This is a genomic window from Streptomyces sp. ISL-96, assembly GCF_018614035.1.
In the GTDB taxonomy this organism is placed as follows: domain Bacteria; phylum Actinomycetota; class Actinomycetes; order Streptomycetales; family Streptomycetaceae; genus Streptomyces.
This window is the reverse complement of the sequence record NZ_JAGGPA010000004.1, coordinates 1-16,270: the sequence shown is the minus strand read 5'-3', so window position 1 is coordinate 16,270 and position 16,270 is coordinate 1. Positions and strand designations below refer to the sequence as shown.

The 16,270-nt window shown below is 63.6% G+C and carries 15 protein-coding genes and 1 pseudogene; 11 read left to right on the top strand and 5 right to left on the bottom strand.

From position 1 onward, the window contains the following. The 4 genes from J7E96_RS02895 to J7E96_RS02880 form a co-directional block, all read left to right on the top strand. On the top strand, positions 1–6,118 hold a 6,118-nt coding region (locus tag J7E96_RS02895; protein WP_251069320.1), incomplete at its 5' end, for a polymorphic toxin-type HINT domain-containing protein. Positions 6,119–6,180: 62 nt separating this feature from the next. Further along, positions 6,181–6,936: a hypothetical protein gene (locus J7E96_RS02890; RefSeq protein ID WP_215127109.1), complete on the top strand. Its 756-nt coding sequence runs from the start codon at positions 6,181–6,183 to the stop codon at positions 6,934–6,936. 254 nt (positions 6,937–7,190) lie between these two features. Beyond that, positions 7,191–7,676: an SUKH-4 family immunity protein gene (locus tag J7E96_RS02885; RefSeq protein ID WP_215127107.1), complete on the top strand. Its 486-nt coding sequence runs from the start codon at positions 7,191–7,193 to the stop codon at positions 7,674–7,676. Between the two features lie 236 nt (positions 7,677–7,912). Further along, positions 7,913–8,422, top strand: a complete 510-nt coding sequence (locus J7E96_RS02880; RefSeq protein ID WP_215127105.1) for a DUF4265 domain-containing protein — start codon at positions 7,913–7,915, stop codon at positions 8,420–8,422. A gap of 242 nt (positions 8,423–8,664) precedes the next feature. Here the strand turns inward: J7E96_RS02880 and J7E96_RS02875 are convergent. After that, positions 8,665–8,961 (bottom strand): annotated as a pseudogene (locus J7E96_RS02875) (site-specific integrase); the annotation flags it as partial. A 52-nt stretch (positions 8,962–9,013) separates the two neighbouring features. Between J7E96_RS02875 and J7E96_RS02870 the strand changes: the two are divergent. Further along, entirely contained in the window at positions 9,014–9,166 is a 153-nt protein-coding gene (locus J7E96_RS02870; protein WP_215127116.1) for a hypothetical protein, read from the top strand. Between the two features lie 130 nt (positions 9,167–9,296). Here J7E96_RS02870 and J7E96_RS02865 read toward each other — a convergent pair whose 3' ends face one another. The 3 genes from J7E96_RS02865 to J7E96_RS02855 form a co-directional block, all read right to left on the bottom strand. Continuing rightward, on the bottom strand, positions 9,297–9,620 hold the full coding sequence (locus tag J7E96_RS02865) for a hypothetical protein (protein ID WP_215127103.1): 324 nt from the start codon (positions 9,618–9,620) through the stop codon (positions 9,297–9,299). After that, a complete protein-coding gene (locus tag J7E96_RS02860) occupies positions 9,620–9,952 on the bottom strand; it encodes a hypothetical protein (RefSeq protein WP_215127114.1) in 333 nt (110 codons plus the stop codon). The genes J7E96_RS02865 and J7E96_RS02860 overlap by 1 nt, the downstream gene beginning before the upstream one ends. 110 nt (positions 9,953–10,062) lie before the next feature. After that, complete coding sequence (locus tag J7E96_RS02855) at positions 10,063–11,259, bottom strand: helix-turn-helix domain-containing protein (RefSeq protein ID WP_215127101.1); 1,197 nt, start codon at positions 11,257–11,259, stop codon at positions 10,063–10,065. 119 nt (positions 11,260–11,378) lie between these two features. On the opposite strand from J7E96_RS02855, the gene J7E96_RS02850 reads away from it, so the two are divergent. From J7E96_RS02850 to J7E96_RS02840, 3 genes are all read left to right on the top strand, one after another. After that, on the top strand, positions 11,379–11,735 hold the full coding sequence (locus tag J7E96_RS02850; RefSeq protein WP_215127099.1) for a hypothetical protein: 357 nt from the start codon (positions 11,379–11,381) through the stop codon (positions 11,733–11,735). Then, entirely contained in the window at positions 11,689–12,423 is a 735-nt protein-coding gene (locus J7E96_RS38370) for a DddA-like double-stranded DNA deaminase toxin (protein WP_215127097.1), read from the top strand. The genes J7E96_RS02850 and J7E96_RS38370 overlap by 47 nt, the downstream gene beginning before the upstream one ends. 252 nt (positions 12,424–12,675) lie before the next feature. Then, positions 12,676–13,317 (top strand): hypothetical protein, encoded by a 642-nt coding sequence (locus J7E96_RS02840; RefSeq protein WP_215127095.1) that lies wholly within the window; start codon positions 12,676–12,678, stop codon positions 13,315–13,317. A gap of 325 nt (positions 13,318–13,642) precedes the next feature. Here the strand turns inward: J7E96_RS02840 and J7E96_RS02835 are convergent, their stop codons facing one another. Continuing rightward, positions 13,643–14,122 (bottom strand): ATP-binding protein, encoded by a 480-nt coding sequence (locus tag J7E96_RS02835; protein ID WP_251069319.1) that lies wholly within the window; start codon positions 14,120–14,122, stop codon positions 13,643–13,645. Positions 14,123–14,401: 279 nt separating this feature from the next. On the opposite strand from J7E96_RS02835, the gene J7E96_RS02830 reads away from it, so the two are divergent. The 3 genes from J7E96_RS02830 to J7E96_RS37035 all read left to right on the top strand — a co-directional run. Next, positions 14,402–15,253 (top strand): helix-turn-helix transcriptional regulator, encoded by an 852-nt coding sequence (locus tag J7E96_RS02830; protein WP_215127093.1) that lies wholly within the window; start codon positions 14,402–14,404, stop codon positions 15,251–15,253. 12 nt (positions 15,254–15,265) lie between these two features. After that, complete coding sequence (locus J7E96_RS02825; RefSeq protein WP_215127091.1) at positions 15,266–15,466, top strand: DUF397 domain-containing protein; 201 nt, start codon at positions 15,266–15,268, stop codon at positions 15,464–15,466. Between the two features lie 450 nt (positions 15,467–15,916). Then, positions 15,917–16,270, top strand: a 354-nt coding sequence (locus tag J7E96_RS37035) for a DNRLRE domain-containing protein (RefSeq protein ID WP_251069318.1), incomplete at its 3' end; no start/stop codon positions are given.

Genomic DNA, 16,270 nt, shown 5'->3' with positions numbered 1-16,270 from the left:
CAACCAGGTCTCGACGGCGATCCCGACCCTCGCGCCCGGCCAGTCCGCGACGATCAAGGCGCAGGTCAAGACCCCGATCAACTCCGACTCGGGCAACAAGCGCAACGACTACGTGCTGGGCTGGGACGTACGCAAGATCGCGGACGGCACCTGGCTGTCGGCCGGCGGCACCATCGCCCCGCTGAACCAGAACGTCACGGTGGAGGACCCGACCTCCAACCAGCTGGGCCTGGAGAAGTTCTACTCGTACGCGGGCAAGAACACCGGCGCGGGTTCGTCGCTGATGAACAACACCGCTTCCGGAAACAGCGTCTGGCAGTACAACGCCATCAACAACCCGGGCCGCGGCGTCAACACCTTCGCCCGTCTCGCGTACAACACGCTGGACACCTCCGACAGCCTCCTCGGCCACGGCTGGTCCGCGCAGGTCTCCGGGCCGACCCGGCTCGGCGCTCCGCTCGACTTCCACCCGAAGCCGAACCCGACCGAGATCAAGCTTCCGGACGGCGACGGCACGACGCACACCTTCCGCAAGCAGGCGGACGGCACGTGGAAGGCCCCGGCGGGGGTGCACTACAAGATCGCCCCGAAGGCGAACCTGGACTGCACACCGGCGAAGGACCCGATCCCGGACGCCTGGACGATGACTCGTCCGGACGGCACGCGGTTCCTGTTCGGCTGCGACGGCTACATGACGTCGGCTGTCGACAACGACGGTAACACGCAGACGTACACCTACGAAGAGCGCAAGGCCCACGGCAAGCCGGTCAAGTTCCTCGCGTACATCACCGACCCGTCCGGCCGCCAGTCGCTGACGCTCGACTACTACAACAAGGGCGACGCGACCTACGAGTACATCGACGCCACCGGCGCCAAGGTCTCGGGCACCAAGCAGCTGACCAACCACAAGATCTACGACCACGTGAAGTCCATGACGGACATCTCGGGGCGCAAGATCTCCTTCTACTACACCGAGGAGGGCCTGCTCGGGCAGTTCACCGACGGTGAGTCGTCCTCGCAGCCCAAGGTCTTCAAGTTCACCTACGACGCCGTTCAGGGGAACAAGAACGTCAAGCTGGTCAAGGCCACCGACCCCCGGGGCAACTCGACCGACCTGTCGTACTACTTCCCGAAGGAGGGCGACGACCCGAAGTACCACTGGTGGACCCAGACGATCACCGATCGTCGTAAGTTCACCACCAACTTCGCGTACAAGCCGAACGCGGCGAACACCAAGTTCACCGACACCAAGGTCACCGACGCCGAGCTGAAGGCCACGGATCACGTGACCGACGACTTCGGCCGTCCCGTCCAGATGACGAATGCCAAGTCGCAGACGACGAAGCTGTCGTGGGACGCGGACAACAACGTCGTCTACATGGAGGAGAACAACGGCGCGAAGACCGCGTCCTGTTACGACCCCAAGACGGGCTACCCACTGCGTCAGTGGGACGCCGAAGTCACCAAGTCGTGGACGCAGTTCAACCAGACCGACTACTGCAACCCGGCGACGTACCCGGACAAGGCTACGAAGTTCGAGTACCAGACCCGGCTGGACGGCTTCTCCGCCGATCTGTTCAGGAAGACGTCGCCGCTGGGCAACGCCTGGCAGTTCGGTTACGACCAGTTCGGCAACCAGACGTCGGTCACGGACCCGGAGGGCGTTGCCTCGGCGACGGCCGACGACTACATGTCGACGACCACGTATGACGGCTATGGCCAGCCGCTGAAGCAGACCGACGCCAACGGTCACGCCACGACGTACGCGAGCTTCGGTCCGGCCGGCTACCCCGCGAAGATCACGGACGCGCTGAACAACAGCACGTCCTTCGTCTACGACGAGCGCGGCAACACCACCGAGGTGGTCAACGCCAAGGGCGCCAAGGTCACGCAGACGTACGACTACTTCGGCCGCCCGCTGGAGCAGAAGTCGCCGAAGGACCAAGCCGCTGGTGTCATCATCACGACCCCGGCCCCGGTCTACGACGCGAACAACAACATCCAGAAGGCCTTCTCGCCGAACGGCACGGAGTCCTCGTCGGTCTACGACGAGGCCGACCAGGTCACCGCGTCGATCGCACCGAAGGACCTCTCGACGGACGACGAGCGGCGCACGACCACGACGTACGACAAGGTCGGCAACGTCAAGACCGTCACGGAGCCCAAGGGCAATCTGACGGCGACGGTGGGCGACTACACGACGTCGTACACCTATGACGAGATCTACCAGCCCGTCTCGGTGGTCAACGCCAAGGGCGACAAGGTTTCCAGCGAGTACGACAGTGTCGGCAACCTGGTCACCGTCGTCGACCCCAGGAAGAACGCCACGGCGGACACGGCGGACTTCACCACGAAGTACGTCTACGACCTGAACCACCGCGTCACCAGGACGACGGACGCGGCGGGCAAGTTCACTTCCGTCAACTACGACCTCGACGGGCGCACCGACAAGGCGACGGACGCCGAGGGCAACACCAGCGAGACGGTCTTCGACCGGCGTGGCCTCACCAAGGAGGTGAAGGTCCCGTACTCGAAGGACGGCGCCGGCACGGTCACGTACCGGACGACCAAGCTGGAGTACGACGAGGTCGGCAACCAGACGAAGGAGATCAGCCCGCGCGGTGTCGCCACGACGGACGACGCGGGGGACTTCACGTCGGAGACGGTCTACGACGAGCTGAACCGGGTCAAGGAACAGCTGTCGCCGTTCGACAAGGACGACGTCAAGTACGCCACCCCGGACAAGACCTTCTTCTTCTACGACTCCGTCGGTCAGATGGAGCGGGTCTCGGCTCCGCCGTCGCAGGGCCAGTCGGTCCGTAATGACACCGAGTACACGTACTACGACAACGGCTGGGCGAGGACGGCCAAGGATCCCTTCGACATCACGACGGCGTACGACTACAACGTCCTGGGCCAGCAGACGAAGAACACGCTGACCTCGGCCGGTGGATCGTCGCAGCGGACGATGACGTGGGACTTCTACCCGTCGGGCAACCAGAAGGCGCGCTCGGACGACGGCGTTCCGGTCGGCAAGCAGGTCGTGGTCGTCGACTCGACCGACGTCAACAACACCGCTACTCAGGGCAACTGGGACGCGTCCCAGGCCATGGGCCAGTGGGGCTACGACGTCCGTACGCACCCGAAGGGCACCGGCACCTCGTCCTTCACCTGGCAGCTGAACATCCCGCAGGACGGTACGTACGAGGTCCTCGTCCGGCACGGCGACGTGACCGGCGCGGCGACGAACGCACCGTTCAAGATCACTCATTCGACCGGTGAGGTCACCAAGCCGGTCAACCAGTCCACCGGATCGGGTCAGTGGGTCTCCCTGGGCTCGTACTCCTTCAAGGAGTCGGGCACCCAGAAGGTCACGCTGTCCGATCTGGCCGACGGCACGGTGGTGGCGGACGGAATCAAGCTGGTCCGTTCCAACACGGGCGAGACCGACAACGAGAAGAAGGACTTCACCTACCGCTACGACGTCAATGGTCTGCTGGCCGAGGTCAAGGACCTGTCGCCGGGTGCGAAGGCGGACGCGTACGCGATGACCTACGACGAGCTGAACCAGCTCGCGAAGGTCGAGGAGAAGCTGGGCACCACGGTCAAGAACACGACCGCGCTGTCCTACGACGCCAACGGCAACCCGGTCACGACCACGCACGATGTGACGTGGACGAAGGCCGATTACGACATCCGCGACATGGTCAACAAGATCACGAACGCGGATTCGCCGACGGCCGGCAATCAGCAGATCACGAGCTTCACCTACACCGACCGCGGTCAGCCGCTGAAGCAGACGAAGCCGAACGGCAACACCGTCGATTACGGCTACTGGCTCAACGGTGCGGTGAAGTCGCAGATCGAGAAGAAGAGCGCCGGCACGGTTGTCGCTTCGCACGACCTTGAGTACGACCTGAACGGGAACCGTTCCAAGGACACGGCGAAGGTGATGAACGCCGACAATGCGGCGGCGTACGTCAGCACGGTCTCGGCGTTCGACTACGACCCGCAGGACCGGATCGCGAAGGTCACCAAGACCGGCGATGCGGCGGGCACCGAGTCCTACAGCTACGACGGCAACTCCAACATCGTCGAGCAGACGGTGGCCGACATCACGTCGACGTCGACGTACGACCGCAACCGTCTGCTGAAGACGTCTGCGGGCGGTGTCGCCTCGACGTACAACTACGACCCGCTGGGCCGCCTGGACACGGTGTCCTCGAACGGTTCGGTGCAGCAGAAGAACACGTACGACGGCTTCGACCGCATCGCCAAGACCACGGCGGGCACCGGGACGTCGGCGAAGACAACCTCCTATGTCTACGACGCTTTCGACCGCACGGCGTCGCAGACCACCTCGGGCACGGGCGGCAAGACGACGGCCTTCACGTACCTGGGCATGGAGGACAAGGTGCTGAGGGAGGAGGTCGCCGGCAAGGCGACCAAGTCCTACCAGTACTCGCCGTGGGGCCAGAAGCTCACTCAGATCAAGCACAACACCGACGCTACGAAGGAGTACTCGCAGTTCCTCTACCACCCCAAGGGTGATGTCGAGGCGATTACCAAGGACGACGGCAACACCCGTGCGACGTACGGCTACACGGCGTACGGCTCCGACGACGAGAAGCAGTTCACCGGCGCTGACAAGCCGGACACTGCGAACCCGGACAAGGAGCAATACAACGACTACCGCTACAACGCGGCGCGTCACGACGACGGTTCCGGCACCTATGACATGGGCTTTAGGAACTACGACCCGGGCCTGAACCGCTTCCTGACGCGTGACATGTACGGCGGCGCCCTGGACGACATGTCCCTGGCCACCGACCCGTATACCGGCAACCGCTACGCGTTCGCGGGCGGCAACCCGATCTCCTTCGTGGAGCTCGACGGTCACCTCTTCGGCATCGACATCTCGCTGTCGGACGTGGGCCACGCGGCCCTGGACGTGGCGGGCATGGTCCCGGTGATCGGCGAGGTAGCGGACGTCGCCAACGGCGTCTGGTACATGGCCGAGGGCAACTACGCCGACGGCATGCTCTCCATGGCCGCAGCAGTCCCCCTCGCCGGCAACGTGGCCACGGCCGCAAAGTGGGCCAAGAAGGGCGCCAAGGCGGTCGACGCCATCAAGGCAGGCGCAAAGAAGGGCGGCGACAAGGTCGCCGGTGCCGCAAAGAAGGGCGCGGCCAAGGCCAAGGCTGCGGGCAAGAAGGCGAAGCAAACCGTCAGCAAGGGCACGGGCAAGCACCGGGCACCGAAGGGGAAGAAGGGCAAATCTTCCTGCGAGACGAACAGCTTCGTACCTGGCACCAAGGTCGCCATGGCCGACGGGTCCACGAAGAACATCGAGGACCTGAAGAACGGCGAGCACGTCCTGGCCTCCGACCCGGAGACCGGCGACCTGCAGGCCCGCGAGGTCACCAACACCCGTAACCACAAGGGCGTCAAAGACCTGACCACCCTTACTGTCGACCCCGACGGCAAGGGTGGGGCTGCCAAGCCCAGCAAGATCACGTCGACCGACGCGCACTTGTTCTGGCTCCCCGACTACGGCAAGTGGACCAAGGCTGAAGAGCTCGAGCCCGGCATGTGGCTCGAGACCTCATCGGGCACCTGGATCCAGATCACCGCGGTCGATGACAGCCATCGCAGTGAGCGCGTCCACAACCTCACCGTCGCCGGCGTCCACACGTACTATGTGCTGGCGGGGGCTACACCGGTCCTCGTTCACAATTGCAATGTCAGGTTGACTCAGAGGGAAGCTGACACCCTGCAAACAGGCCCTCACGCCAATGAATCCGTTCCTGCGACAGGGCCTGTCGTGACACCTGAACAGAGTGCGGCAATGCAGGGCAAGGTTTGTCATACTTGTGGCGGAAGAACTCCGACGATGATCGGAGATCATCAGCCGCAGTCCGGGATCGGGCCCACCAGCGTGCCAAGGAGTCTGTTCCCGCATTGTCAGGTCTGCAGTGATACGCAGTCTGTCGCGGTGCAGAAGGCTCAGCAGATACTTCGGAATCATGGATATCATGATCCAACATTCCCTGGTATTCCCGGTATACCGAGCGCCGTTGAGAAGCTAGCAGAACTTCTGCCTAGCCATACGGTTTAGTTGAAATTTGCGCCTGGCCGACTAGATGTCGGCCAGGCGCGCTTTTATTGGAGGAGGCGCTAGTGTTGATCGGAAGAGCGGACATCTATCTGAACCATAACGTAATTCGTATCGGATCGAAGGAACCTCCGGCAGTGGCTTCCTCGCTCGGTGGCGCGCCCATGGTGGCGTCTGACAGCCATATTCATGTAGCGGCGAGGGCGCAGACTGGGCCGGTTCGGGTTAAATTGTGGAACAGGGCCGGGCCAGTGAGAGGCACAGTCGTCTTCGACGGGCAAATCTCGCTTTCAGATGGATCCATCGCAATTGGCGACATCCTCAATGTATCCAGCTTCGTCCAGAGTTTTGGGTCCCCCGGGTTGCATCAGATACGCGTATCGGTCGACGACCCGGGAAATGCGTCACGTGTTGATGTGGTCCTCGACCCTGGTGTGAATCAGATTTCTCTGATGAGCGTTGAAGGTGGCGCGATTCCGTATGTTTGGACGGTCAGCGACCCGACGATCGGTAGATTTGACGAGTTGGCGCTGGTGCTTTCGTCGCATGACCTTCCAGTGAGTCGTCTATCCGCAGCCTTGAAGCTTGTCCAGATCGCGTACGAAGAAGGGGAATCGCCCAATCGAGAATATCTTCGTGATTTTGGAATGCGCCTAGTTGCTGAATGGTTGCGATGGCTACGTGACGATATTTCCCATGAGGTTGCCTCCGAGGTTAGCCGTGACGTTGCAGCGAGGTTGCGCGACCTGGCAGCCTCCGAATCGGATTACGAGATAATCCGATTGGCGTCCGGGGTTATTGAATCGCTGCATCGGGTCTAGAGAGCTTCAAACGCCGGGGTTATGCGCCTGATTGCACCGGTGACCCCTGACGCTCTGGCGGCTATGCCGGAATCGTGAGGTATCCCGATGGGGGCGGTCTGACCGCCGAGGAACGGGCTCGGTGCGAGCGGCTGCGGTTCGAGGCTGCGGCCATGTTCGCTGCCGGTGCCGGTGCCGGTGCCGGTGCGGGTGCGAGTGCGAGTGGGCGGGAGGTGGGCCGTCGCTTACGGGTCTCGCGGATTGGGAGGAGTCCGATGGCCAACCATCATTATTCGATCGAATACGTTGCGTGTGTGATGAACGTTGCTGCGCGCGAGTGCCTTTCTTTGGTCGGTCTGCCTGTCGAGCATGTCCTTTTTGCGGCCTCGGAAGCCGCCGGTGGCGGTATCGTCAGGGTTGACGGCCGCGATCTCCTGAAGTTGGGATCCGGAGGGGATGGGGACAATGCATACCGTGTCGACTGTGAAACCGGAGAGGTGCTCTACGTCGGCACTGATAATCCGTCTACATTTCTTGTAAATTCATCACCACAGAACCTCTGTGAATGCTTGAATGTATTTGAGCTCGAAATCGCTCGATCTTCAGGTGAAGACGATCCAGCAATGCTGGAGGAACTTGCCAAACTGTTGGGAAGATCCCTCGAGGAGATTGATTCGTCGGCCCTACAAGGCGACCGGGGGTTTTGGCGTTCAATCCTCTTTGATGTGGCAATCGGCGACTATGTGGATCACGAGCAGTGATCTCCTCATGATTGCGCGACTTCCGACAGTTCGGCGGTCGAATCGATCACTGTTACCGCAACGCCCGAGGAAGCTGACGGAGGAAAAAACAGCAAACTTGTGGGCTGCCGGAACGTGTCGTAGCAATTTTTTCAGCCCGCCATCGGGTAGACGTTCAAATAGCGGAAGAATGGTATGCGGCCCATCGCACTCGGGCGGGGTGTATACCCATTGATTTGTGTAGGTGGATGCCCAAAATGGCAGATTCGGCCGACGGAATTTCGTACATCACGCACAATGCTCCGGCCTGGCGGCCGGCGAGCAGCCATATCGCAATGGTCGACCTCGCACCGTTTGGGTTCGAGAATGAGCAGGAGCAAGTCTGGCTTCGCCCCCTGGGCGAGGAAGGCTTCGAGGTTTGCTGTATTCCATTCAGGGTCCACGGGGTTTCGCTCGGTGACAGGGGGAAGCTCAGCGATGGGCGATTTGTGTCAGGCGTCCTGTCGCGATCTGGAAGGCGAGTGTTCCGTGTGTTCTTCACGGATCCGCGCCCTCCCGTCGACTTCCCGGACTCGCGAGACGGCCTTCGGTTTGTAATTCTTTCCGGTGGCTTCCTCGCGGAGTGGAGTGGCGATCGGCATGTGGCAATCGACATTCCAGAATCATGTGATCCTTCCCCGCTGTTCCGGGCAATTGAGGATGCGGCCATAAATGAAACCGTCTATTGTGAGTGGGGTGATTCGGAGCCATTTGCATTGAGTGATTGAGTTCGCACTGGATGTTGGCGATGAACGAAAACAGAATCGCCTCCAGAACATTCGGCTCACAGTTGCCGGATGAGTGTGCTGAGCTGTACGAGGCAGGCCCTGGGCCCTTCTTTTGTGTTCAGCACTTCGGTCGCTTCAATGCCCGTAACCACAAGGGCGTCAAAGTCCTGATCACCCTCACCGTCGACCCCGACGGCAAGGGTGGGGGCTGCCAAGCCCAGCAAGACTCCGGTCCTGGTCCACTTGAGGACGGAGTGGACGTACGTCACCGTCCAGGGCGACAGCAGCTTGCCGCAGCACAGGTCGATGGCGCAGCAGCGCCTGCAGGTGGCGTCGAGTCCGTGGGTACAGCACTGGCTGGTGGTGTGGAGGCGGTCGAGGAAGGTGCGCACGTCACGTGCGGTGAGTCGGGCGGGCTTCTTTGCCCCGAGGCCGGGGATGAGGTGGAGGCGGCTGCAGGTGGCGTAGCAGGTGTGGGTGTTCTCCCGCAGTCGGTGGACGGCGACGCCGTTGAGCCAGTACGCGAGGTACGCGCTGACCGGGGCGAGCGGCCGAACCAGGGGATCGGGTACGCCATCGTGGGCGGCGAAGGTGCCTGACGTCCCCAACCGGGTGTTCCCGTCGGCGGCCGGACCCGGGGACCTGGCCCACAAGCTCGAACGCGCCTTGGAACAGATCGAAGAGTTGCAAGAGCGCGTCGAGCGCCTGGAGGGCGGCGGCGCCGAAGGCCGCGACGCCGACTGAGACGAGCACCGGAACGCAGGAGTCCCCGGAGGAAAGTGATCCCTCCGGGGACTCTCTGTTTTTGTCAAGTGCGCATCGCGCTGGGGTCGAGTTGGCAGGTCAGCCGCGTCGGACGGGGGGAACGCCAAGGTCACATCACGTCGTCGTCGAGGGCATCAGAGTCTTCGAAGACGGGCATGGGCAGGCGTGCGCCACGGCTCACCGCGATACGGTGCGCATTCGCCAGCGCCTCGGTCAACTGGACCGTCAGCAGGTGAAGTTCACCGGGTGTCCACGCACGGTCAGCAAGGACCTGCTGCGCTTCCTCGATGAGTTCACCGGCCAGGCCGAGTTGAGCCGCTTCCATGTTGTCGGCGAGGCGCGACATGAACCCGGCCCCGTCGCTGGACAGGTAGCACGGCTTCCCTTCCGGCCCCGCCCATGGAAGCAGGCGCAGTTCATCGGTCAGGCTCATCACGCTGTTACCTCCACACCGTGGATCAGCCGGGAACCGACGTCGATGCCGTGCACCGCCAGCCACAACGCACGCCGCCGAATCCGCTGCCGCCTTGCCTCCTGCCGCTCATGCGCGACCAGGTGCGGGCGGACGATCCCGAGCCCTTCGCTCCGCAACGGCGGCATGGGTACGTGCGGCAGGCGCGCGGTTGGTGTGCCGGTGCTGACTGCGGAGGACCGGCGGTCGGCTCTGCGATGGCGGCCCTCAGCGGGCCATGCAAGTCGCCACAGCGGCTCGAAGATATGGGCGATACAGTGCGGCATGTTGACGCTCCAATCGGCGTTGGCCACGCCCCCGGACCGTTCGCCCGGTCGCGGGGGTACTGACTGAATGTCAGCCTGCCGACTGGCGGTGCAAGGCAGTTGCACCGAACCGTGCAACTTCCCGGCCCCGGAAACTGCTAGATCCCGACCCACTCCGCGTACTGGGACAGCGAGCTATTCCGGGCCCGCTCACGCCGCTTGAGCGCCAGCACCGTCTCCCGCACCGTCGGGTGGTAGCGCGTCTGCTGCGGCGCGATCCGCCGGGCACGCTGCAAGCAGTCCAGCGCCTGCTCAGGATGGTCCGCCCAGACGTGCGCGCGTCCCACATCCATCCAGTGATGCCCGGCTCGGGAGCGGGTCCAGCCACGCGGGATCCGTACATCCTCGGCGAGTTCGACCGCGCGCCCGAAGTCATCCATCTCGGAGGCAATCGCCACGGCGTGGACTCCGACGTTCACCGGCCCCCAGGTCACTCCGTAGTCGGGCAGCTCACCCGTCCTGAGACCGATGGCACGGGCCTCGGCCAGACGCACATCCGCATGTTCCCGGTCCTTCATCCGTCCCGCGATCACCGCGGCACGCAGATGCATCACGCCCCGCATAGCCTCGATGCCCGCCTGCCGGCGCGCTTCCTGGCCTTCAAGCTCCCGCAGAGCCCGGTCGATCACGCGAACCCCGATGTCGTACCGTCCGGATGACATGGTGGTCTGTGCACGGAGATAGGCGTGCATAGCCGCCAGGCCCGGCTCATCGGCACGCGGCGCAGTCCACGCCAACCGGTCCAGCGCGACTGTGGCGAGGTCGATATAGCCGAAGTTCCACGCCACGGTGAACACACAGCGGAACGTCCCCGCCAGACACTCGTACGCCAGCCGCTGCTCTTCGCCGGTACCGAGGTGGACAGCCTGAACCGACTCGTCAATCAAGCCGGGCAAGTCCCGCACCATGTCCGTGTACTCGGCCTGACGGCGCCGGACGAGGGCCTGTTGGACATCGGCCCGGATGAGTGCGGCCGGACGGGGTGCCGTCTCCCAGTTCAGTGCCACATCCCAGTTCTCCATGCCCTCACGGATCGGCTGTATCAACGCGTCCATCCGGTCACGCCGCAGCTCCTCCGCGTAAGGCTGCCCCAGTAGATCGGACGTAGAGACACCCAGTGCGCGGGCGCATGCAGCGATCAAGGCCGGAGAAGCGGGCTTCTGCCCGCACTCGACCTTCGACAGCAGCGACTTGGAGACATTGGCGCGCATCGCTAGCCCCTGCTGCGTCAGCCCCCGCTGCTTACGGATACGGGCGACCCGAGCCCCGGTGTACTCCTCGATGCTCTGCGTCACGATGAACTCCGTTCTGCGGCAACACTCAGACGGTACCCCCGAACGCCAGCCCCAGATCAGCCGACCGGATACCGTCCCCGTCTCCCAGCAAACCCGTACCCGGATCGTCGCAGCGGACGATGACGTGGGCCTTCTACCCGTCGGGCAACCAGAAGGCGCGCTCGGACGACGGTGTTCCGGTCGGCAAGCAGCTTGTGGTCGTCGACTCGACCGATGTCAACAACACGGCGACTCAGGGCAGCTGGGACGCGTCCCAGGCCATGGGCCAGTGGGGCTACGACGTCCGTACGCACCCGAAGGGCACCGGCACCTCGTCCTTCACCTGGCAGCTGAACATCCCGCAGGACGGTACGTACGAGGTCCTCGTCCGGCACGGGAATGTGACCGGCGCGGCGACGAACGCACCGTTCAAGATCGCTCACTCGACCGGTGAGGTCACCAAGCCGGTCAACCAGTCCACCGGATCCGGTCAGTAAGCACCTAGTCACCCTCACCGTCGACCCTGACCCCGACGGCAAGAACGGCAAGGCCAAGCCCAGCACCATCACCGCCACCGATGGCCATCTGTTCTGGCTGCCGGACTTCGGCAAGTGGGCCCAAGCGGACGATCTGGAGCCCGGTACGTGGCTGCGGACCGCTGCGGGCACATGGGTACAGGTCACGGCGGTCGACCAGGCGCATCGCAACCAGTGCGTCTACAACCTCACCGTCGACGGTGTTCATACGTACTACGCGCTGGCTGGGCCCGTCTCAGTCCTCGTACACAACGACGGGCGCCCCACCGACTGCGACGGCGTTGCGATGGCCAATCGCGCGAAGGGGAAGTTCGAGCGCCAGGGCAAGATGACCGGCGCCCTCTATCCGTCGGGGCAGAATGCTCCGTACCCTCTTTCCTCGGGGTTCCGGAACATGCACCCGGACGTGGCGAACAATCTTCCGCCGGGGTTTGAAAATGGATTTGAGCATCACCTGGAAGCGCAGGCTGCCGGCCTTATGCGTAACTGGGGGGTCAATGACGCGGACCTGTTCATCAGCGGCGATTACATTTGCTCTGTGTGTGCAAGGACGCTTCCCGACATGCTGCCGGAAGGTGCGACACCCAGAGTGACATTTGGCCGGGCCGGCGGGTTCTTGACCCGCGAATTCGCAAGTAATTCTCTGTAGTTCCGGCTCGTGTTTGGCCCCGGCGATTCAATGTCGCCGGGGCCATCTTTATTGGCCTCCCCTTAGGTTCGCTCCACCACGCGCCTCGTGGTCCGAGGGTCAAGCGTCATTCTGTCCGGCGCCCCGGATGGGCAGCGGCTGGATTGTTCACCACCGCCCGGCCTCGTCGTAGTAGGGTGCGGACTGTTTATCAGGTCGAGAAGCGGAGTGATCACATTCAGCATGTGCAATAGTTGCTGAATGGTAGACCCGATGAGCATCGAATTGGCCAAATTTCTTACCTCTTGGTACGGCTCTCCCGATACGCCGTCCAGCCCCCTCCCCGGGGAATGCGACTGGCTGCCCAAACCTCTCAAGGAGTGGCACAGGCTCTCGACTCAATGGTCCCAGCCACTCATGGGCGTTAAGAGGATGCTCGCGCCCGAGGAGGTGAAGGTCGAGGCCGGCAAAGCCGTTTTCATGGAGGACTCGACCGGTGATTGGCAATGGGCGTTCGACGCGGAGAAGCCAAGCGTCGTCTACGACGCAGAGATTTGCGAGGAATGGGAACCGACTACGGAAGGCCTTCCCTTGTTCCTCGTGCACAGTGCTGTGCACGAGGCTATCTTTAACGCGAGAGAGCTGTACTGGTGTACTCAAGTGGAAGAGAATCTTCTGGCCGAGATTCTCGAACCTTTGACAGAGGTCGCATTCGGCGAATGGCGATGGCCCGCTCCCGGTTACCGCATCTTTATGAATGAAAATATTCTGGCAGATGTGGCACCCGCAGGCGGCCGCGCCGCCCGTGAAAAGCGACTCGGTTATGTGCAGGTGAAAGTGGCGAGCATAGACCCCGTGTACCTTGCTTATCTGGATGATATTTCGACTGTCGCATGGAGGAAGTCGAGCTCCTAGCGGCATTCTCTGCCGGGCAGCGCTTTGGTGATCTTCGATATAGAAAAGCGACGCGCTACACCAAGTGGATCGGTACGCGCACTGCAACTCGATGGCCGCAGCGGTCCCGGGCGCCGGCAACGTGGCCACGGCCGCGAAGGGGGCCGAGAAGCGCGCCAAGGCGGTCGACGCCATCAAGGCGGGCGCAAAGAAGGGCAGACGCCCAACGTGTGGGCGTCCACGAGTCGTCGATCAAGGTTGTGGGGCGCGCCAGCAAGGACGCATGAAGCGTGGAGGTGGTCCCTTCGCAAGGGATCACGCGGAACCTACCGAGGGCGTGCCTTGGTCAGGCGGCGAGTGCGGGTGGGGGTGGCCCTGTGCGGAGGGAGAGCTCGAACCAGATGGTCTTGCCGCCGGGTCCGTATGGCCCTTTCCCTATGGCGCATCCACCCCAGCGGTCGGCGACGAGTTCGAGGATGGCGAGTCCGCGGCCTGCTTCGGCGTCGGGGTTGGCGGGTGGTGCGTACGGTTTGGGCATGTCGGGGCTCATGTCCCAGACGCTGACTCGGAGTACGGGGTGCAACCACTGGAGGCGTACGGCGGCCGGTCCTTTGGTGTGTTGCACGGAGTTGGTGGCCAGCTCGGACGCCAACAGTTCGGCGCGGTAGCTGAGTTCGGCCAGGTGGTGGGCGGCGAGGATGGTACGGAGGGTGGTGCGGGCGACGTGGGGGCCGCGTGGGTCGCAGGGGAAGGTGAGTTCGTATTGCCAGGGGGCGGCGGACGGGATGGGCGTGGGGTGGATGTGGGGGGTGGGTTCTGGCCTCACGGGGCACCTCCTGGGGTGCGTGCGAGTGGTGACAAGTGGATGTGTGTCACGGGTTGTCGGCGTCGGGCGGTGGCAATGCCGGCCTCCTGTCTCCCGGATGGGCAGGGGGAACGGTGCGCTTCCGCCGACGACGTACTGAGCCAGTGGCACACCTCACACGGTAGCGCCAACGTTACAACGCGTGCTACCTGCTTCACTAAAACGGGTCTTATTCTCGATGTCGATGGACATACTCGCCTGAGGGTCGACAAACTATGCGCGCGAGCGAGGAGTTGACCCATGGCACCGCGGCAAGCCCCCACCATCCGCCAGCGCCGATTCGGCGCCGAACTCCGTCGGCTTCGCGAAGCTGTCGGCATGTCCGCACCTGCGGCTGCCGAGCGGCTCGGAGCGGACCGCACAATGATCTCCAACATCGAGTCCGGGCGATTCGGCATCAGCGAGGAACGGCTGCGCCGGCTGGCGAGCATCTACGAGTGCGACGACTCTGAACTGATCGACGCCTTGACCACAATGACTGGGGGCCGCCCCAAGGGGTGGTGGGACGAATACCGCGGCAAGATCCCGCCGGACTTCCTGGATGTGGCGGAATTGGAGCACCACGCCACGAGCCTGCGCACACTCCAGACGGCCCACATCCCTGGCATGTTCCAAACAGAGGAGCACGCCCGAGCGCTCTTCGACCTCTTCGTTCCCGCACTGCCTCGGCTGGAGGTCGAGTTGCGGGTGGCCCATCGCCTGGCCCGTCGCGGCGTGGTGGAAAGCGATCACGGTGTGCCGTATGTGGGCTTGATCCACGAGGCAGCCCTGAGGATGCGGATCGGGGGGCGCCGAATCGCCGCCGCACAGCTGAACCGACTCCTTGACGAGGGCGAGCGACCCAACGTCAAGCTGCTCGTGATCCCCTTCACAGCTGAAGGGTTCCCCATGGCCGGGGACACGATGATGTACGCCTCTGCTGCCAATCCACACCTGGACACCGTGGAAGTGGACTCGCCGATCGGCGCGGTCTTCCTCGACTCACCAACGCAACTGGCCAACTTCCGTCGGCGACTGGACTTGGTCGAACAGGTGGCGTTGAATCCGAGTGAGTCGAGGGACCTCATCCTCGAAATCGCCAGAGATATGTAAGAGGTAGTGGCTTTGCCCGAGTTGAAGTGGCTCAAGTCCTCGTTCTCCGAGGCCTCCGGCAACGCCTGCGTCGAGGTTGCCACGACGGGCCCTGACGGCGTCGCGCTCCGTGAGAGCGACAGCCCGGCCACTATTGTTTCCACGGGGCGGGCCACTCTGCGCGCGCTCGTGCTCGGCGTGAAGACCGGAGCGGTCAAGCGTTCCCAGGTCTGACGGACCACTCGCTGACGCTGCTGCTGCCGGCCCCACTCGCTGACGCTGCCGTCTTCGCCTCCCGCCAGGACGCAGCGCGGGCGGTCTCGTCTGCGGTGACGCGTGGCACCCCGCCGTACCGGTCACGTAGATAGCCCCCGAGCTACGATCTCAATGGTCTGCTGGCCGAGGTCAAGGACCTCTCGCCGGGTGCCAAGGCGGATGCGTACGCGATGACCTACGACGTGCTGAACCAGCTCGCGCACCTGGCAGCCGCGCATCGCGGACACGGCCGACTACAAGGTCGAGGTCCGTACGCAGGCACTGGCTGACGCCACGACGGTCGCCCCTTACACGGTCACCTCCGGTGAGGGCACGTCGACGCACACGATCAACCAGACCGGTACGGCGGCATGGAAGCAGCTGGGCACCAGCCAGCTCGACTTCGCCAAGGGCAACGCCGGCAAGATCGTGCTCGGTGACACCGGCGACTCCACCAAGAAGACCGTCGCGGACGCGGTCCGCCTGGTCAACGCCGCCCAGATCAGAAAGGACAAGGGCGAGTACAACCAGTGGCACAACTTCCGGGTCGCCGACACGGTCCAGAAGTGGGTGTCCGGCACCGCGGCCAACCACGGCTTCGTCATCAAGGCCGTCGACGAGTCCTCCACGGCGCTGACCGGTGGTCCGCGCTACGAGGCCGGTGACGGCGATTACGGCGGCGAGACGTCGACCATTCCGCGGCTGACCGTCAGCTACGGCAAGGTCGGCACCTCGCTGAACTCGCCGACCGTGGTGCACTCAACGGGCCCGGAGCTGTCCTGG